The sequence below is a fragment of the Novosphingobium sp. PC22D genome (assembly GCF_002556635.1).
In the GTDB taxonomy this organism is placed as follows: Bacteria; Pseudomonadota; Alphaproteobacteria; order Sphingomonadales; family Sphingomonadaceae; genus Novosphingobium.
In genome coordinates this window covers 21,838-38,888 of the sequence record NZ_MWMO01000025.1, presented here as the reverse complement: position 1 = coordinate 38,888, position 17,051 = coordinate 21,838, and the positions used below count along the sequence as shown (strand labels likewise).

General features: G+C 64.2%; 19 protein-coding genes and 1 pseudogene. 11 read left to right on the top strand and 9 right to left on the bottom strand.

Annotated elements, in window-relative coordinates; genetic code table 11:
- Together B2G71_RS24250 and hspQ are read left to right on the top strand one after the other, a co-directional pair.
- Positions 1-390: pseudogene (locus B2G71_RS24250) on the top strand (mannose-6-phosphate isomerase); the annotation flags it as partial.
- Positions 391-585: 195 nt separating this feature from the next.
- Positions 586-966 (top strand): heat shock protein HspQ, encoded by a 381-nt coding sequence (hspQ, locus tag B2G71_RS22165; RefSeq protein ID WP_098108839.1) that lies wholly within the window; start codon positions 586-588, stop codon positions 964-966.
- 40 nt (positions 967-1,006) lie between these two features.
- Here hspQ and B2G71_RS22160 read toward each other — a convergent pair whose 3' ends face one another.
- Positions 1,007-1,885 (bottom strand): ABC transporter permease, encoded by an 879-nt coding sequence (locus tag B2G71_RS22160; RefSeq protein WP_098108838.1) that lies wholly within the window; start codon positions 1,883-1,885, stop codon positions 1,007-1,009.
- 75 nt (positions 1,886-1,960) lie between these two features.
- On the opposite strand from B2G71_RS22160, the gene B2G71_RS22155 reads away from it, so the two are divergent.
- The 4 genes from B2G71_RS22155 (at position 1,961) to B2G71_RS22140 (ending at position 6,208) form a co-directional block, all read left to right on the top strand.
- Positions 1,961-2,638 carry a GcrA family cell cycle regulator gene (locus tag B2G71_RS22155; RefSeq protein ID WP_098108837.1) on the top strand — a complete coding sequence of 226 codons (678 nt, stop codon included), beginning with the start codon at positions 1,961-1,963 and terminating at the stop codon, positions 2,636-2,638.
- A gap of 339 nt (positions 2,639-2,977) precedes the next feature.
- Entirely contained in the window at positions 2,978-3,760 is a 783-nt protein-coding gene (locus B2G71_RS22150) for a sulfite exporter TauE/SafE family protein (RefSeq protein WP_098108836.1), read from the top strand.
- An 84-nt stretch (positions 3,761-3,844) separates the two neighbouring features.
- Complete coding sequence (gene galE / locus B2G71_RS22145; protein ID WP_098108835.1) at positions 3,845-4,864, top strand: UDP-glucose 4-epimerase GalE; 1,020 nt, start codon at positions 3,845-3,847, stop codon at positions 4,862-4,864.
- Between the two features lie 87 nt (positions 4,865-4,951).
- Positions 4,952-6,208 carry an IS701 family transposase gene (locus B2G71_RS22140; protein WP_098108834.1) on the top strand — a complete coding sequence of 419 codons (1,257 nt, stop codon included), beginning with the start codon at positions 4,952-4,954 and terminating at the stop codon, positions 6,206-6,208.
- A 104-nt stretch (positions 6,209-6,312) separates the two neighbouring features.
- Here the strand turns inward: B2G71_RS22140 and B2G71_RS22135 are convergent.
- Positions 6,313-7,070 (bottom strand): IS5 family transposase gene (locus tag B2G71_RS22135; RefSeq protein WP_098108833.1). Its coding sequence is split into 2 segments (ribosomal slippage): positions 6,313-6,737 and positions 6,737-7,070, totalling 759 coding nucleotides; the frame shifts between segments, so codons are not numbered across the junction.
- Between the two features lie 70 nt (positions 7,071-7,140).
- Here B2G71_RS22135 and B2G71_RS22130 point away from each other — a divergent pair.
- On the top strand, positions 7,141-8,655 hold the full coding sequence (locus tag B2G71_RS22130; RefSeq protein WP_240530300.1) for a nucleotide sugar dehydrogenase: 1,515 nt from the start codon (positions 7,141-7,143) through the stop codon (positions 8,653-8,655).
- A 325-nt stretch (positions 8,656-8,980) separates the two neighbouring features.
- On the opposite strand, the gene B2G71_RS24845 is transcribed toward B2G71_RS22130, so the two are convergent.
- Positions 8,981-9,934, bottom strand: a complete 954-nt coding sequence (locus tag B2G71_RS24845; RefSeq protein WP_141521665.1) for a hypothetical protein — start codon at positions 9,932-9,934, stop codon at positions 8,981-8,983.
- A 38-nt stretch (positions 9,935-9,972) separates the two neighbouring features.
- Entirely contained in the window at positions 9,973-10,215 is a 243-nt protein-coding gene (locus B2G71_RS22110; RefSeq protein WP_240530298.1) for an acyl carrier protein, read from the bottom strand.
- 227 nt (positions 10,216-10,442) lie between these two features.
- On the opposite strand from B2G71_RS22110, the gene B2G71_RS22105 reads away from it, so the two are divergent.
- The 4 genes from B2G71_RS22105 to B2G71_RS22090 all read left to right on the top strand — a co-directional run bounded on the left by B2G71_RS22105 (position 10,443) and on the right by B2G71_RS22090 (position 12,785).
- Complete coding sequence (locus B2G71_RS22105; protein ID WP_098108828.1) at positions 10,443-10,709, top strand: hypothetical protein; 267 nt, start codon at positions 10,443-10,445, stop codon at positions 10,707-10,709.
- A gap of 41 nt (positions 10,710-10,750) precedes the next feature.
- Complete coding sequence (locus B2G71_RS22100) at positions 10,751-11,683, top strand: hypothetical protein (protein WP_141521664.1); 933 nt, start codon at positions 10,751-10,753, stop codon at positions 11,681-11,683.
- Positions 11,662-12,006 carry a hypothetical protein gene (locus B2G71_RS22095; protein WP_141521663.1) on the top strand — a complete coding sequence of 115 codons (345 nt, stop codon included), beginning with the start codon at positions 11,662-11,664 and terminating at the stop codon, positions 12,004-12,006. The genes B2G71_RS22100 and B2G71_RS22095 overlap by 22 nt, the downstream gene beginning before the upstream one ends.
- A gap of 386 nt (positions 12,007-12,392) precedes the next feature.
- Positions 12,393-12,785: a hypothetical protein gene (locus B2G71_RS22090; RefSeq protein WP_098108825.1), complete on the top strand. Its 393-nt coding sequence runs from the start codon at positions 12,393-12,395 to the stop codon at positions 12,783-12,785.
- Here B2G71_RS22090 and B2G71_RS22085 read toward each other — a convergent pair.
- The 5 genes from B2G71_RS22085 to rfbA form a co-directional block, all read right to left on the bottom strand.
- Positions 12,782-13,324: a GDSL-type esterase/lipase family protein gene (locus B2G71_RS22085; RefSeq protein WP_168176456.1), complete on the bottom strand. Its 543-nt coding sequence runs from the start codon at positions 13,322-13,324 to the stop codon at positions 12,782-12,784. The genes B2G71_RS22090 and B2G71_RS22085 overlap by 4 nt on opposite strands.
- Positions 13,325-13,536: 212 nt before the next feature.
- The gene (gene rfbB, locus B2G71_RS22080) at positions 13,537-14,595 is read right to left on the bottom strand and encodes a dTDP-glucose 4,6-dehydratase (protein WP_098108823.1); all 1,059 of its coding nucleotides are present in this window, start codon (positions 14,593-14,595) and stop codon (positions 13,537-13,539) included.
- Positions 14,588-15,445 carry a dTDP-4-dehydrorhamnose reductase gene (gene rfbD, locus B2G71_RS22075; RefSeq protein ID WP_098108822.1) on the bottom strand — a complete coding sequence of 286 codons (858 nt, stop codon included), beginning with the start codon at positions 15,443-15,445 and terminating at the stop codon, positions 14,588-14,590. Before rfbD ends, rfbB begins: the two co-directional genes overlap by 8 nt.
- Positions 15,442-15,987: a dTDP-4-dehydrorhamnose 3,5-epimerase gene (gene rfbC / locus B2G71_RS22070; RefSeq protein ID WP_098108821.1), complete on the bottom strand. Its 546-nt coding sequence runs from the start codon at positions 15,985-15,987 to the stop codon at positions 15,442-15,444. The genes rfbD and rfbC overlap by 4 nt, the downstream gene beginning before the upstream one ends.
- Positions 15,988-15,996: 9 nt before the next feature.
- The gene (gene rfbA / locus B2G71_RS22065; protein ID WP_098108820.1) at positions 15,997-16,875 is read right to left on the bottom strand and encodes a glucose-1-phosphate thymidylyltransferase RfbA; all 879 of its coding nucleotides are present in this window, start codon (positions 16,873-16,875) and stop codon (positions 15,997-15,999) included.
- Positions 16,876-17,051: the final 176 nt, after the last annotated feature.

Genomic DNA, 17,051 nt, shown 5'->3' with positions numbered 1-17,051 from the left:
GCGGGCGTGAGCCTGATCGAGGTGCAGCAGAACTCGGACATCACCTACCGGCTCTACGACTACGGCCGCCCGCGCGACCTGCACCTCGATGCCGCCGTGGCGGTGGCGCACGGCGGCCCCCATCCCGCGCAGTGGCGCAAGCATGTCGCGCCGTCGGGCAACGCGATGCTGGTCGAGGGGCCGCTGTTCCGGCTCGACCAGGTCGCGGGCGCGCCTGCGGCCGAGGTCGCGGCGCGCTATGCCGGCCCGCTGCTGGCGATCCCGCGCGAGGGCCCGGTCCACGTCGCCGGCAGCGAGATCGCGCCGGGCGGCTGCGCGCTCGCCCGCTCGCTCGACGAGATCGACTTCGCACACTACGGTCTGTGTCTCATCGCCCAGCCCCTAAACTGAGCGCGACAAAAGGGAGGCTGCCGGCGGCAGCGGGCCGACAGGGCGAGACAAGAGCCGCGGGGACTACCGAGCGACAATGAAGGGCTTCCCCACCTTCAAGTCGAAGCCCAAAGATATTTCCCTATCGCCGACTTTCGGGGAAGGTCGCGGCGGCCTTGCTTGTTTATCCAACGACATGGGCCTACATTGATCCAAATGAACCGAGCGTCCTTCTTTTCACCCCAGGCCGGGCGCGTCATCGACGCGCCGCGCAAGGTGCGTGCCCGCTTCGCGATCGGCGACGTCGTGAAACACAAGCACCACGATTTCCGGGGTGTGGTGTTCGACATCGATCCCGTCTTTGCGAACAGCGAGGAATGGTACCAGTCCATCCCCGTCGACGTGCGGCCGGGGCGCGAGCAACCCTTCTACCATCTCCTCGCCGAGAGCGAGGAGTCAAGCTATGTCGCTTACGTCAGCCAGCAGAACCTGACGGAAGACGGTGACGGCGGTCCGGTCGATCATCCGCTGCTCTCGCAGCTATTCGAGGATTACTCCGAAGGGCGGTACCGGCTGATGCAGGGTCTGACGCACTGATCCTGTCGGCGCGGAGCGCGGCGCGCCGCCGGACGCCTCGTCAGCTCTTTATCTTCCAGCCTGAGCGCAGGACCGCGTAGGCCACCATGCCGAGCGCGACATTGAGCCCGAGCAGGCCGATGGCGCTATGCAGCACCGCAAGGTTGGTGTCGCCGATGTCGCTTCGGCCGAGAAACCCGAAGCGAAAGCCCGAGATGATGTAGAAGAACGGGTTCAGGCGGCTGATCGCCTGAAACGCCGGCGCCAGGTTGTCGATCACATAGAACGTGCCCGACAGCAGCGAGAGCGGCGCGACGATGAAGTTCGTGATCGCCGCGTTGTGGTCGAACTTCTCAGCCCAGATCGACGAGAGCAGCCCGAGCAGAGACAGGAAGATCGCGCCCATCAGCCCGAACCAGACCACCGCCCAGAAATGGGCAAGCGACAGATCCACGCCCGGCCAGAAACTCATCGCCAGATAGAGCGCGAGCCCGACCAGGATCGCCCGCGTCACCGCGGCCGCCGTCATCGCCGCCATCAGTTCGCCCTCGCTGAGCGGGGGCATGAGATAGTCGATGATCGTGCCTTGTATCTTGCCCGAAAGGAACGAGAAGCTGGCGTTGGCGAAGGCGTTCTGCATCATCCCCATGACGATCAGGCCCGGTGCGACGAACGTCGCGAAGTTGACGCCCAGAACCTCGCGGCCGCCACGCCCCAGCGCGACCGAAAAGATCACGAGGAACAGCAGCGTGGTGATCGCCGGCGCCCAGATCGTCTGTGTCTGAACCTTGAAGAAGCGCCGGACCTCCTTCATATAGAGGGTCCACAGCCCCACCCAGTTGATGCGGTGGATCGCCGGCTCTCCCTTCGCGCGGAAACCCGAGGTTGCCGACAGGGCTCCGGAGAGCGCCGCATCGGTCGAATTCGATTGATCGGCCATGGCACGGCGACTATCGGCTGCCCGCCCGCGTGGCAAGTGTCCGGCAGCGGACGAATACGAAGGAACGGATTGCGAATGAGCTGGACTGACGAGCGCATCGAAAGGCTCACCAAGATGTGGGAAGGCGGAGCGACCGCCAGTCAGATCGCCGACGAGCTCGGCGGCGTCAGCCGCAATGCGGTGATCGGCAAGGCGCATCGCCTCGGCCTCAAGGCCCGCCCCTCCCCGGTGAAGCCGAACGAGAAGCCGGTCCGCGCCGCGCCGCCGCCCAAGAAACCCGCTGCCCCCGCGGAGCCGGCGCCGCGCGCCGCGGAACCGCCCGCCGTCGAAGCCAAGCCGGCCGCACCGCCGCCACCGCCCCCTAAGGTCGAGGCCACGCCTGAGGAAGCGGCCGAAGCGCCGCCCGTCGCCGATCAGCCGCGCGTCGTGTCGGTAGGCCCTGGCGGCTTTCTGCGCCAGGGCCCCGGCGACCAGCAGCAGCCGATCCCGCCCGCCCCGCCGCGGCGCTTGGTTCCGGCCAAGCCGAGCCCCGAGATCGCCGACAAGACAAGCCTGCTCGACCTGAGCGACCGGATCTGTCGCTGGCCGATGGGGCACCCGGGCGAACCCGATTTCCACTTCTGCGGCGAGAAGGTGAACCCCGGCTTCCCGTATTGCGTCGAACACTGCGGCCGCGCCTATCAGGCGCAGCTTCCGCGCGGTTCGCGCCGTCCGCCGCCGCCGCTGCCGTTCGGCGGTCCGCGCGTGCGCTAGCCGCCCGATTTCCGTCGTTTTCGGACAGAGCGATCGTCCGCCGTTTCGCGGTTGCAAAACAGCGGGATGCGCAAGAATGATTGACAACTTCGTCCGAATTGGTTCGGATATGTGTGCAACTGCAAAAATCGGTCGCCCGCGCCCTTTTGGGCCGTAGCGCGACACCGATCGGCGCCGGGTGCAGGAACAGGCTGCGGGGCATTTGGTGATCAGACATATCGCAGAGCCAACCGCGAAATCGCGGATGGAAGGATCGAGCCACGGTTCGCGGGAGAGAGATCTTGCCGACCGGGGTTTCGGCCCCGGACCCGTGCCGAACAGCGGATCGTCGACCTTCGAATGAGCGCCAGTTACGCGATCGCCGGCTTCCTTGTCGGCACGCTCGTCGGCGTAACCGGCGTTGGCGGCGGCTCGATCATGGCGCCGTTGCTAATCCTCATGTTCGGCTTCAATCCCGCGGTCGCGGTCGGCACCGACTTGTGGTTCGCCGCAATCAGCAAGTCCTTCGGCGGAGCGATCCACCGCAAGATGGGCTCGCCGGACTGGCTGGTGATCCGCCGCCTCGCGATGGGCAGCATCCCCGCCTCGGTCGCGACGCTCGTCTGGCTCGGGGCCGTGCACGGCGGAAAGCTCGACAGCACGGTCCTGCTGCGCCTGCTGGGCGCGGCGCTCGTCGTTTCGGGAGCGCTGCTTCCGCTCAAGACGCAGGTCCGCCAGCCCTTCCTCGCGATACGCGAGCGGCTCGGAAACGGCATTCGTCCCTACCAGAGAGCCGCGACCATCTTTTCCGGGGCGGCCATCGGCGTCCTCGTGACGATCACGTCGGTCGGCGCGGGAGCCCTCGTCGCGGTCGCGCTGCTGATCCTCTATCCGCTGCGCCTCGATACCAAGTCGCTTGTCGGGACGGACATCATCCATGCCATTCCCCTCGCCCTCGTCGCGGCAATCGGCCAGTCCTGGCTCGGCAACGTCAACTGGAGCCTTCTCGGCGCGCTCCTGATCGGCTCGATTCCGGGAATCACCATCGGCGCCATGTTTGCCGGAAAAGTCGACGAACGGATCGTGCGCGGGGCGCTGTCGGTCATGCTGATCATCTCGGGCGTCAAGTTGATCCTGAACTGAACCAGCCCCGCTTGGCCCGGCGGCAGCGCTGTGCCACGCTATTCCCCATCCGACACCAACTCATCTGCATGGGAAACGACCGACATGTCAGGCAAAGCCCCCGTCCTCGTCACCGGCGGCGCCGGCTATATCGGCAGCCACGCGGTTCTGGCGCTGTCCGACGCCGGCTGGCCGGTCTCGGTGATCGACAACCTTTCCACGGGGTTCCGCTTCGCCCTGCCGGACGGCGTTCCTTTCTACGAAGGCGACGTTGCCGACCAGTCGCTTGTCTCGAGGATCTTCGCTGAGCAGGGCATGGGCACGGGAACAGGCGCCGTCATGCACTTCGCCGGCTCGATCATCGTGCCCGAATCGGTTTCCGATCCGCTCAAGTACTACCGCAACAACACCGCCAACAGCCGGACCCTGCTGGAGGCGGCCGTATCTGCGGGCGTGCCCCACTTCCTGTTCAGTTCGACCGCCGCGGTCTACGGATCGCCCGCGGTCGCGCCCGTCGACGAGCAGGCCCCGACGATTCCGATCAATCCTTACGGCACATCCAAGCTGATGACCGAGACGATGCTGCGCGACGTGGCCGCCGCGCATCCGATCAACTATTGCGCCTTGCGCTATTTCAACGTCGCCGGCGCCGACCCGCACGGACGCACCGGACAGTCCACCGCCGGGGCGACGCACCTCATCAAGGTTGCGGTCGAAGCCGCGCTCGGCAAGCGCGGTGCGGTCGGCGTTTTCGGAACCGACTACGATACGCCCGACGGAACCGGCGTGCGCGACTACATCCACGTGAGCGACCTCGCCGCCGCGCATGTCCACGCGCTCGAGGCGCTGATCGATTCGCCGACCGAATCGCTGCTGCTCAACTGCGGCTACGGGCACGGCTTCTCGGTGCTCGAAGTGCTCGATGCCGTCGACCGGGTCACGAACATGAGGATCACGCGCAACTTCGAACCCCGCAGACCTGGTGACGCAGCCATCACCGTTTCGGACAACCGCCTGATCAAGCGCAAGCTTCCCTGGGTCCCGCGCTTCGACGACCTCGATACCATTGTCTCCCACGCCGTCGCATGGGAACGCAAACTGCGCGAATTTCGCAGCGCGAGCTAGCACTACTTTGGCAGAAGTGTAATTTTTGGGATTCCCATGGCGCGGATTGCGTGATTCATGGGGAGCCAGCTTTGACGGAGGCTGGCGATGGACGAAGACTGGCATGCGGATCTGGAGCGGTGGCTTGCGCCTTATCTGGAAGGTCTGGCCAACAAGACGCGGCGACGGATGTGCCCGGCCTATATCGCTGGCTTGATCGGGCCGGGTGATCGCAAAAGCATCCAGCCCATGGCGGCCCGTTCGGACGCCATTTCCTATGACCGGCTGCATCATTTCATCGGAGCTGGTCTGTGGGACAGCGCCCCGCTGGAAGCGACCTTATGGGATCCGGCGGATCAATTGGTCGGTGGCGATGGAGCCTGGCTGATCATCGACGACACCGCCCTGCCGAAGAAGGGTAAGGCTTCGGTTGGCGTTGCGCCCCAATACGCCACGGCGCTGGGCAAGAATGCGAACTGCCAGACACTGGTATCGGTGACACTGGCCTCGGGCGAAGTTCCGCTCATGCTGAGCTTGCGGCTGTTCCTGCCGGAAAGCTGGACGAGCGATGCCGCGCGCATGAACAAGGCGGGCGTGCCTACGCCCTTGCAGGAATACCGCACCAAGCCAGAGATCGCGATCGAGGAGATCGATCGCATCATCGCTGCCGGGGTGCGCTTTGGCTGTGTGCTGGCTGATGCGGGTTACGGGCTGTCGGCTCCGTTCCGGCAGGCACTGAGTGCGCGTAGCCTTTGCTGGGCGGTGGGCATCCCCCGGCATCAGAAGGTCTATCCGGCCGATGTGCAACTGATCTTCCCGGTCGCAGGACGCGGTCGCCCACGGGTGCGGCATGTGCGGGACGTCAAATCCATTGCCGCGCACGCGATGCTCGAAGGCGCGAAGTGGCGACAGGTCAGTTGGCGCAAAGGAACCAAGGGACGGCTGACGGCCCGCTTTGCGGCCATGCGCGTGCGCATTGCCGATGGTGCGCCTCAACGGATCGGCTCTGCCGGGGCCCAGCACATGCCGGGCGAGGAAGCCTGGCTAGTGGGTGAGCATCGCTCGAATGGTGAGTGCAAATACTATCTCTCCAATCTGCCCCGCGACACCCCGATCAAGGCTCTCGCCGGCGCGATCAAGGCGCGCTGGATCTGCGAGCAGGCCCATCAGCAACTCAAGGAGGAACTCGGCCTGGACCACTTCGAGCGCCGATCCTGGACCGGGCTTCACCGCCATGCCCTGATGACGATGATGGCCTACGCCTTCCTGCAATCCCGAAGGCTCGCTCAGGCGGGACGGAAAAAAAAGAGTCCTCGGTCCGCCTCCCAAACCCACCTTGCCAGCAGTGCGCCAAGCCATCCTTGACCGTCTGTCTCGCTCACCGCCGGGGCATTGCCCTCACTGCGGATGTAGCCTCATCAGACACTCCAACAAACTTCTGCCAAAGTCGTGCTAGGGTCGAGACTCGTTCACAGCCAGAAGGCGATGGCAGCAGCGAGCGCGACGGCGGACTGGTAGTTGCGTGCGAGCTTGTCGTATCGGGTGGCAACTCGGCGGAAGTCCTTGAGGCGGCAGAACATGGCCTCGACAAGCCAGCGGTCCCGGTAACGGCGCTCGTCGTATTGGATAGGCTGCTTCCGGTTGCGCCTGCCGGGGATGATTGGGGTCGTGCCCTGATCGCGCAGCTTCGAGCGAAGCAGGTTGGCGTCATATCCGCGGTCCGCGATGAGGCGTTTCATACCAGCAGTCGCGCCGACGAGCAGATCAGCGCCCCTGATGTCCGATGTGTTCCCCGGCTTCAGTGCGAGGCGGAGTGGTCGCCCGAGGACATCGACGAGTGCGTGGATCTTCGTCGTGCGGCCGCCGCGCGAGATGCCAATGGCATTGGCTCGAGCCCCCCTTTTCCTCCACCCGCGCAGCGGTGGGCTTTGATGTAGCTGCTGTCGATCTGGGCGGTCTCCGCGATCCAGCCTTCCTCGGTTAACGCCGCCAGGATGCGCGTCCAGATGCCGCGATGGCTCCATCGGTTCCAGCGGTTGTAAATCGTCGTCGAAGGCCCGTACTCACTCGGGCAGTCCTGCCAGCGACCGCCGCATTTGAGCATGTGAACGATCCCCGAGATAACCCGCCGATCATCGACACGCCGCGCTCCAGGCTGGTTTTTCGGCAGATGCGGTTCAATCGCCGCCCAAGCTACATCCGACAACCAAAACAATGAACGCGACAACCTCGGCCCTCCTTTGATGAGAGGTCCTTTGAACCCATGGGCCGACCATATTTCAAGAGGATGATTGAGTTTGGACCCTAGGCCGGTTCGACCGCGCGATGCGCCGCTGAAAGCCGGGGCTCGTTCACCCCACGCGCAGGGGAAGTCCGTCGCTTCTGAGGCAATGCAGCAAATGTCCAACGCGCCATATTGCGTTGCACAAAAAGACCCGCTACCTCGCTTGTCTAAGTATGATTGCGTAGTCGGTTGCGTCGGCCCCGCCGATGTCGCCCGAGCATGCCGAATTCTGACGACAGGCTTCAGTGGGGACGACAAAGCCTTGAAAATCCTTATTTTCGGTTTGGGTTATGTCGGTTGCACGGCGGCTGGCTGCATTGCCCGCCAAGGCCATAAGGTCGTCGGCATCGACGTCAGCGCCGGCAAAGTCGATAGCCTCAATTCGGGCCGTTCGCCGGTCCACGAGCCCGGCCTGGCGGAGCTGATTTCGAGCGCGCGCGACAAGGGCCTGCTTGAAGCGTCGACCGACGTCGCGGACCACCTTGACGACGCGGATATCGCGATCGTCTGCGTGGGCACGCCGAGCGGCGTCGATGGTGCGCACAACATGTCCTACATCGCCCAGGTCACGCGCGCGATCGCGGATCAGCTCAAGCCCGGGCGCACTAAGCCGCTGACGGTCGCCTACCGCTCGACGATGCGGCCCGGCACCTGCGAGCAGATGATTCTGCCGATCTTTCAATCTAAGCTCGGTGGCGACTGGTCGTCCACCGTGGAGCTTGTCTACAATCCGGAGTTCCTGCGCGAAGCGACCGCGATCGACGACTACTTCCATCCCCCAAAAATCGTCGTCGGCACGCTATCGGGTGCGCCGAGCACGAACATGGAAGCGCTCCACGAGGGAATCGACGCGCCGATCTTCCATGTCGGCATCCGCGAGGCGGAGATCACCAAGTTCGTCGACAACACATGGCACGCGGTCAAGGTCGCATTCGCCAACGAGATCGGCCGCGTCTGCGAGAACCTCGAGATTTCGGCGCGCCAGGTACACGAGATCTTCGTCTCCGACACCAAGCTGAACATCTCGGCGTACTACACGCGCCCTGGTGGTCCATTCGGCGGATCCTGCCTGCCCAAGGACGTGCGGGCGCTGCAATACATTGCCGCGGATTCGGGCTCGAACACGCATCTGGTCGATTCCCTGCTGCGCAGCAACGAGGCGCACAAGCATCACCAGTTCCGGCGCGTCACGCAGGGACTGGAACCGGGTGCGCGCGTCCTGCTGGTCGGCCTCGCGTTCAAGGCCGACACCGACGATCTGCGCGAGAGCCCTGCGGTCGACATGGCGCGCAAACTGCTCGACGCCGGCTACGACCTCGACGTCTACGACCCGACGCTGCGCCCCGAGAACCTAGTGGGGCAGAACCTGGGCTACGCCTACGCCTACCTGCCGACCATCGGCAGCATTCTGGTTGACAAGGCGCGGGCCGAGGCAGGCGGCTATGCCGTCGCGGTGGCGACCAACCGCATGATCCGCGAGCTCGACCTCAGCCAGACCACGGTCATCGACGTGAGCACGATCGCATGAACATCAGCGCGACGGCGGACGAGTTCGCCTTTCCCACCGAGATCGAGGGGCAACCGCTCGCGGGCAAGAACGTCCTCATCGTCGTCGAGAACCTTCCTCTGCCGTTCGACCGCCGGGTTTGGCAGGAAGCGCGCACGCTCAAGGCGGCGGGCGCTGCGGTCGCGGTGATCTGCCCGACCGGCAAGGGCTACGAGAAGCGCCACGAGGTCATCGAGGGCGTCGAGATCTACCGCCACCCGCTACCGCTCGAGGCGAGCGGCGCGCTCGGCTTCCTGCTCGAATACGGCGCCGCGCTGTTCTGGGAGACGGTGCTGTCCTGGAAGATTTACCTCAAGCGCGGCTGGATGGCGAGATGGGCTTCGCCGCTGGCCGAGCCCTGCCCCAGCGCGATTCCTTCGAGACCGTCATCGCCGATCACTCCTCCCCACAGCGTGTTGTCGAGATCGAGGACCAGGCATTTGCGCGCGAGCCCCCTCGCGGCGGCGAGCACGCGGCAGACATGATCTGCGTAGAGCGGGATCGCATCGAGGGCGAATGGCATTTTGGCATCGTGCCAGCGCAGCGGATCGTGCCAGCGCGCCAGACCGACCGTATTGGCTATTCTCGCTATGTCGACCAGCAGGTCGCCGTCCCTGACGAGTTCGGTGACGAGACAGCGGTTGAAGGTGGCGACGAGGCTCGCCACCGTTCCCGGATGGCACGCATCGAAATTGCCGAAGAGCGATTCCGGCGGCGGCGCGAGCGTATGCAGCACGGCACCCGCACCGAGATTCGCGTGGCAGCCGTCGCGCAGCATGGCGACGTAGTCGACGGCGTTCTCGACCGCCCGTTCGGCGTCTTGCTCATCGAGCACGGGGCGCGACAGACCGAGTGCATGGATGTCGAGCGCCAACAGCACGAAGTCGGGCTTGAACGCCGCGATGCGCGAGGATGGATCGAGAAGTTCCTGCGCGGCCTGACCATAGTCCGCCCGCTCGCACTCGACGAGCAACCCATGACGCAACGATGTCGGCGCTAGGGCCTCTGCGACGAGATCGGACGTATGCGTGGCCACCACGCCGAGGCGAAGGGCGCGGAAACGCGAGCTCTGCGACAAAGACTCGCGGTGACGTTCAACGACCTTGCCGAGTTGACCGAGCTGAGACAGATCGAGCGCGAATCTGGACAGAGCACCGACCTCGTCGGGACTGCAATCCTCCGCAAGACGCAGTGCCTTCGCGACCTGGCGAAAGCCGTCCGGTGGCGGCAGGAGCCAGGGTAGCGCCAGTGGATCGTTCACGCCCACTCCTCCTGTAGGGCTCGGAGCCTAAATTCGGCTCAGGCCAGCTTCGACTGGATGAGATTCACAAGTTCGCCCACTTTGCCCAGAGCTTCGATCTCGCCATTGCTGAAGCGCAAACCGAATTCCTTCTCGATCGCTACCATGAAGCGTATGTTCGAGAGACTGTCCCACTCTTCGATGTCGGCGGCGCTGAGACTGTCGTCATATTCGACGTCGTCGAGGTCGAACACGCCTTCCATACATTCAACCAGTTTTGCGACAATTTCTTCGCGATCCATCCGGTTCGAAACCCCTGTAACCAATGCGGCCCAACGCGTTGCGGCCAACGGTAGTAGCCGCGCAAAAAATACCTAACGCCGGTCTCTGCGTTTTGCAACGCAGCATTTCCTCGCCGCACAACCTGCACCGCGCGAAAAAGGCAGCATGAGCCCACGATGGATAGTGCTTCCCTACACAAAGCGCGCTCATACATAATGTTCTTCTTTTGTTCCAAATGGCGAGCCCTATGCAAAACGACCCCTTTGAATATCTTTCCGATGGCCCCTCGACGCCCGCCACGCAGTGCTTTGCCGTCGTCCCCGACGATGCCGACCTCGAAAAGGTGATCAAGGCCCTCTATGTCGGGCGTGGCGGCGACATCGCGATCATTCCCCTCGCTCAGGAATCGAGCGTCATATTCCGCAATGTCCCCTCAGGTGGTATCCTCGCCGTGCGGGTGCGGGCCATTCTCGCCACCGGAACGACCGCATCCGATCTCGTAGGTCTCGCCTGATGGAGCGTTCAAGCTTCGGCTTTGGCCGATCAAGTCGGAACATGGCAAACGTAGCAATTTCACCCGAATTTCTGCTCGTGAACTGGCCATCGTCCAATTGGAACGGGACGGCGGGCAGTGGCTTTGCCGCCGCTCCGGCCGATCCGCCACGCACCGCCGCAAAACCCGCGATGCGCCTGCTCGTGCCGCCGAATCAATACTATAACAACGAGATCGTGGTCGGCGTGGTCGCGGCAGCGAATTTCAATGGCTCGCTCCGCGACAATCTCGGGACCGAGAAGGTCGTCGCGCATTTCGAAGGGAGCAGCGTGTCGATCACGTCTGCCTCTTTTCGAGCCATCGTCGATTCGAATGGCAAACTCGTCGCCTATTTCGGATGGTGGGTCTGTCTGGTGAATCGTGGATTGCATGGACATGCAAACCTCTATTCCGAGGCCATTCCCAAAGACGCGTCGATGCAGAGCCGCGTCATCGGCCCGTACCAGTTCAGTCCCGCGGCGGTCTTGCACGACTACGACCTTACCATCGAGCCTTCACAAGCCCAGGTGGTCGGATCCCGCTACCAGACGCTGCCGCCGGCGATCGCTTACCTCAAAAGCGTGAATGCCCAGAACCCGCGTATCATGATCAAGGAAGCGGGCAACTACGACGTTACCTTTACCGCGCCGACCTACACCGGCAACGGATGGCTCACAATCGAGGCCGACGTTCCGGTCAATCTCAAGCGCGCGACGCTCGATCCGGTCGATAACAACAACGTCTTTCGCTGCCGCTACAACGGCATCCGCTTCAAGGGTGAAAACATCACCTTCGACATGGTGAGCCACTCGGCGATCTGGACCGAAACGGCCACGCCGCAACGCTACCACTGGCTCGATGGGTGCAGGGTCACCAATTCCGCCATCGACGGCGATGAGAACAAATCCTCTATTGGCGCAAGGGATCGCGGCCCTTGGGCGTATTGGTCAACATGAGTTGCTGGATGACGGAATGTCAGATCGAGGACACCAATGACGTCGGCTATGCGGCGCAACTCGTGCGCGGGTGCCAATTCACCAATCTGCACGCCGATGCGTTTTCCGACGCGCGCTGCGTTGTCGGCAATACAATCAACCGCCTCGGCAATGTCTCGGCCACCACTTATGTCGAGGCGTTCACAGTCCAATACGTCGGTGCCGGGGCGACGGCCACGCTCGAATTGTCGGGCGGTTCCGATGCGAACACCCGCACTTGTACGGCTAAGGTCGATGGCAGCAGTGTCGGCACTTTTGCCGTAGCGAGAGATGATGCCGCCTGAGCAGCAGGGACCAACTATCATTTTGCCAATGTCGTTGCTTGGCTGAATGGCCTGTCCGGCTTCAACGCCACACTGGTTGATGACAGTCGGCGCGCCACGTCGGGGGCCGTTTATGGCATCGTCGGCGTCTTTGCCGCTACCGACTGCAAGACTGCGCCCCTGTCGGTCTATTCCTACTTCGACAAGCACAGCGATTTCTACCAGCAGCGTCAGTCGGGTCTCGCCGAAAGCGTGATCGTAGCGGACAACATTGGCGTCAGGATGCGCTGCCAGTGCATCTTCATCTCGGCACAGAGCGTCGATGCGTGGGACATGACGTTCCTAAACAACTCTTTCCACGTCGATGCGGCATCGGGCGCCTGGGACCCCACGACGTATCGAGCCCATTGCTGCGCACGAACGAGACGCACAGCCATGTCGTCGTCGCGCACAACAGCCTCGCCAATCAGGGGCTCTCGCTGCGCACTGACTATGCGGGGGGGATTTTCGAGCCATACTGTCTCGTCGCCAACAACGCGCTGCGCTATGTTGTGTGGACAGGTACGGCGTCGAGCGCCGTGGCGATCAAGGACAACCATATCTACGCCGGCGAGAGCGCGCCGACTTATGCCAGCGGCACGAGCGCTGGTGGCAGCGCGGAAAGCCTCTTCGTCGATCCGGCGAACGGCGACTTCACCCCGGCGGGAGCGTTGCTGACGAACCTGAAATCATCACGGCTGATATACAATCGCCTGCACCGTTCCCGCGCGACCCTGTCTTGCACGGGGGCGCAGAGCTAGGATCCTGCGACGAGGTGCAGGGCCAGCCAATCCGCGAGCAGGCGATGGGCCTCGCGGGTCAGGTGCAGCGCATCATGGGTGAGCATCGGCCGATCCTTGGCCGTCTGGAAAGCTTCGACCGGATCGCGAAATCGCGATCCGGTCGCGATGGCCACTTCGCGCATGGCGACCCGATAGGGCGCCACCCGCGCTTCAATCGCGGCGGTTCCGGCCGGCGGAGCCGCCAGCAGCAGGACCTGCGCCGACTGCTCCTGGCATTGCGCGACGATCTGGGTCAGCGCGTCGCGAAAGTCTGCGATCGGAACGCGATCGTGACTGGATAACCAGCCACGCGCGGCGGCATCGTTGGTCCCGTACATGAGAATGCAAAGCTGCGCTCCGCCCAGTCGCAGCGGCCGGCTCTGCCTCTCGCCCGCCGTTTCGCCGCCACGCCCCAGACTGTCCACGGAAATCCCGTGCCCGAGCCGCGCTTCCAGCGCTGCGGGGAAGGCTACTGCCGGTCCTCCGACCTTGCTGCCCGACACGTTGCTGTCGCCCAAGACCGCGATTCGCGTGCCGGGCGCAATCGGAATCGGAAACGAGCTAAGGGGCTCCAGTGGCGGTCTGCGAGACAGGGCGCTTCCCCCCATCATCCAGCGGGGAAACTCGCCCGACAGCATTGCCACTCCAAGCACGCCTGCCACGGCACAGCCCATGCTCGCAACCAAACACCATCGAGAAGACCGACGCATCCCGCCTGTCGATCCGGCCGCTAGGCTGAACGGATCAAGGGCGCCCACCAGCGCTCGTTGTCAAGGTACCAGCGCAGGGTCAGGGCGAGCCCGCTCTCGAAGTCGTAGCCGGGCTGATAGCCAATTTCCGCCCGCGCCTTGGTTTCGTCGATGGCATAACGGCGGTCGTGGCCCTTGCGATCCTCGACGAAGGTCTTGAGCTCGACCGTCGAGCGCCCCTTTGCGGCCGGGGCCCCGGGATAGCGCTCGGCCAATCCGTCGATTTCGGCGAAGGCCTTGTCGACTTCCTCGCAGATCCTCTCGATCACCATGAGGTTCGGCAGCTCGGCGCCGCCGCCGATGTTGTAGGTTTCGCCCGGCACGCCCTTCTCGATGCACGCCTCGATACCGCGGCAGTGGTCCTCGACGTGGAGCCAGTCCCGCACGTTCATGCCGTCGCCGTAGATCGGCAGCGGCTTGCCCGACAAGGCGTTGAGCAGGAACAGCGGGATCAGCTTCTCGGGGTACTGATAGGGTCCGTAGTTGTTCGAGCAGTTGCTCGTCGTGGTCTGCAACCCGAAGGTGTGCTGATAGGCGCGAACGAGATGATCGGAAGAGGCCTTCGAGGCGGAATAGGGCGAGTTCGGCGCATAGGGCGTCGTCTCGCTGAAGGCCGGATCGTCAGGGCCGAGCGAACCGAACACCTCGTCGGTCGAAATGTGGTGGAAGCGGTGTTCCATGCCGGAACCTTCGTCGAGCCAGACCTTGCGCGCGGCCTTGAGCAGGCTGTTGGTGCCCAGGATATTGGTCTCGATGAAGGCGTCGGGGCCGGTGATCGAACGGTCGACGTGGCTCTCCGCCGCGAAGTGCACGATCGTGGCGATACCGCGTTCGCGCAGCAGCTTTTCGACGAGATCGGTGTCGCGGATGTCGCCGACCACGAGTTCGGCCCGCTCCACCCCGGCGATCGTCGATTGGTTGCCAGCGTACGTCAGGCAATCGAGCACCACGATCACGTCGTCGGGGTGGTGCTCGCTCCAGTAGTGGACGAAATTGCCGCCGATGAAGCCGGCGCCACCAGTGACGAGCACGTTAGCCAAGCGCCTTTTCCTCCTGCAGCATCGTTCGAAGATTGGCCCGCCAGTGCGCGGGGCGCACGCCGAGCAAGTCGCTCGTGGCGCTGCTGTCGAGCAGCGAGAACGCGGGGCGCGCGGCGGGCGTGGGATAGTCGCGGGTCGCGATCGGGACGATCGGAATCGGACGGTCGAGCAATCCGGCGGTCATGGCCTCTTCCTGGATCGCGACCGCGAAATCGTACCAGCTCGCCACACCCGCGTCGCTATGGTGGTAGATGCCGCTCGCGCCCTTGGCGGCGAGCCCGAAGAGCACCGAGGCGAGCCCGGGCGCCCAGGTCGGCGCCCCGATCTGGTCGGCGACGACGCGCAGTTCCTCGCGCTCGCGCATCAGCCGCAGCATCGTGCGCACGAAATTCGCGCCGCCGGCGGCGTAGACCCAGGCGGTGCGCACGATCAGCGCCTCGGGACCCGCCGCGTCCTCTCCCGCGGCCTTGGTACGGCCATAGGCGGAAATCGGATTGCGCCGGTCCCCGGGACGATAGGCGCGCGGCGAGCTGCCGTCGAAGACGAAATCGGTCGAGACGTGGACCAGCCGGCCGCCGGTTTCGGACAAGGCTTCGGCCATGGCCCCGACGGCGGTCGCGTTGATCGCGAGCGCGAGCGCTTCTTCGGTCTCGGCCTTGTCGACTGCCGTATAGGCCGCGGCGTTGACCAGGAGATCCGGCCGGTCGCGATGAATTCTGGCCTGCACCGCGGCGATGTCGGTCAGGTCGAGGTCATCGCGCGCAAGCCCCTCGACGGTCCAGTCGGCGGGCGCCCGCGCGACGAGTGCGCGACCGAGCTGCCCCTGCGCGCCGGTAACGAGAACCTTCACGCGAAAGCCTCTACCTCGGACAGCGCCAGGCCCTCGCGATCCTTGGCCGAAAGCTGCGGCTCGATGCCCTCGAGCGGCCATGCGATGCCGACGGCCGGATCGTCCCAGGCGAGGCTGTGCTCGTTTTGCGGCGCATAGGGCGTGGTGCACTTGTAGAGAAAGTCGGTGTCGTCCGCGAGCGTCAGGAAACCGTGCGCGAAGCCCTCGGGCACCCAGAACATGCGCTTGTTCGCCGCGCTCAGTTCGACGCCGACCCATTGGCCGAAGTGCGGCGAGGAGCGGCGCAGGTCGACCGCGACGTCGAAGACCGCGCCGTTCACCACGCGCACCAGTTTGCCCTGCGCGCCCGGGTTCTGGAAATGCATGCCGCGCAGGACACCCTTCTGCGAATGGCTGTGGTTGTCCTGCACGAAGCCGAGGTCGAGCCCGGCCTTCGCGAAGACGGCCGCGTTCCAGCTTTCCATGAAGAAGCCGCGATCGTCGCCGAACACTTTCGGCTCGAGGATCAGCGGTCCCGGAATGTCACATTCGATGACGTTCACGCCTGCCCCTCAGTCCAGCAATTGCATGAGATATTCGCCATAGCCGGACTTGATCAGCGGCTGCGCGATTTTCTCGAGCTGCTCGGCGCTGATGAAGCCCTGGCGCCAGGCGATTTCCTCGGGGCAGCAGATCTTGACGCCCTGCCGCTCCTCGGTGATGCGCACGTAGGTTCCCGCGTCGATCAGCGAGGCGTGCGTGCCGGTATCGAGCCAGGCATAGCCGCGCCCCATGATCGCGACGTTGAGCGCGCCTTCATCCATGTAGAGCCGGTTGAGGTCGGTTATCTCCAGCTCGCCGCGCGCCGACGGCTTGAGATCGCGCGCGCGCTCGACCACGGTCTCGTCGTAGAAATAGAGCCCGGTCACGGCGAAGTTGGACTTGGGCTGCGCGGGCTTCTCCTCGATCGAGCGGGCGACGCCCTCCTCGTCGAAATCGACGACGCCGTAAGCCTTGGGATCGTTCACCCGATAAGCGAAGACACTCGCACCCGCGTGGCGCGCATTCGCCGCCTGCAGCAGTTCGGGCAGGCCGTGGCCGTAGAAGATGTTGTCGCCGAGCACGAGCGCGCTCGGATGGCCGGCGAGATAGTCGGCGCCGATGTGGAAGGCTTGCGCGAGGCCGTCGGGACTGGGCTGAACGGCATAAGTCAGCTCGAGCCCCCACTCGGCGCCGTCACCGAGCACACGCTTGAACTGATCGGAATCCTCCGGTGTCGTGATGATCAGGATTTCGCGAATCCCCGCGAGCATCAGGGTGCACAACGGGTAGTAGATCATAGGCTTGTCGAACACAGGCATGAGCTGCTTCGAAACGCCCCGAGTCAGCGGATAGAGCCGCGTACCTGATCCGCCGGCGAGAATGATCCCCTTGCGGGACTTACCCGTCATTCCAGTTCCTTCAATCACTTACGACAGAGCCGGCGGTTGAGAACCTGGCTTCGAGCTTGCGACACCACCCACGTCGCCACAGCCTTCATTCCATTGTGCATTGCAATAGATGCACCTCAGGTCAACTACCTAATCAGGCGGCGGGCTCGCCGGGTCGCAAAGGCAAAGGACGATTC

What these genes read in the sequence shown, in the direction of transcription:
- B2G71_RS22110 (WP_240530298.1), bottom strand. Translation starts at nt 10,215, where the DNA reads ATGGATCGCGAAGAAATTGTCGCAAAACTGGTTGAATGTATGGAAGGC.
- B2G71_RS22100 (WP_141521664.1), top strand. Translation starts at nt 10,751, where the DNA reads ATGGCAAACGTAGCAATTTCACCCGAATTTCTGCTCGTGAACTGGCCA.
- B2G71_RS22160 (WP_098108838.1), bottom strand. Translation starts at nt 1,885, where the DNA reads ATGGCCGATCAATCGAATTCGACCGATGCGGCGCTCTCCGGAGCCCTG.
- rfbA (WP_098108820.1), bottom strand. Translation starts at nt 16,875, where the DNA reads ATGACGGGTAAGTCCCGCAAGGGGATCATTCTCGCCGGCGGATCAGGT.
- B2G71_RS22105 (WP_098108828.1), top strand. Translation starts at nt 10,443, where the DNA reads ATGCAAAACGACCCCTTTGAATATCTTTCCGATGGCCCCTCGACGCCC.
- galE (WP_098108835.1), top strand. Translation starts at nt 3,845, where the DNA reads ATGTCAGGCAAAGCCCCCGTCCTCGTCACCGGCGGCGCCGGCTATATC.
- B2G71_RS22155 (WP_098108837.1), top strand. Translation starts at nt 1,961, where the DNA reads ATGAGCTGGACTGACGAGCGCATCGAAAGGCTCACCAAGATGTGGGAA.
- hspQ (WP_098108839.1), top strand. Translation starts at nt 586, where the DNA reads ATGAACCGAGCGTCCTTCTTTTCACCCCAGGCCGGGCGCGTCATCGAC.
- B2G71_RS22140 (WP_098108834.1), top strand. Translation starts at nt 4,952, where the DNA reads ATGGACGAAGACTGGCATGCGGATCTGGAGCGGTGGCTTGCGCCTTAT.
- B2G71_RS22150 (WP_098108836.1), top strand. Translation starts at nt 2,978, where the DNA reads ATGAGCGCCAGTTACGCGATCGCCGGCTTCCTTGTCGGCACGCTCGTC.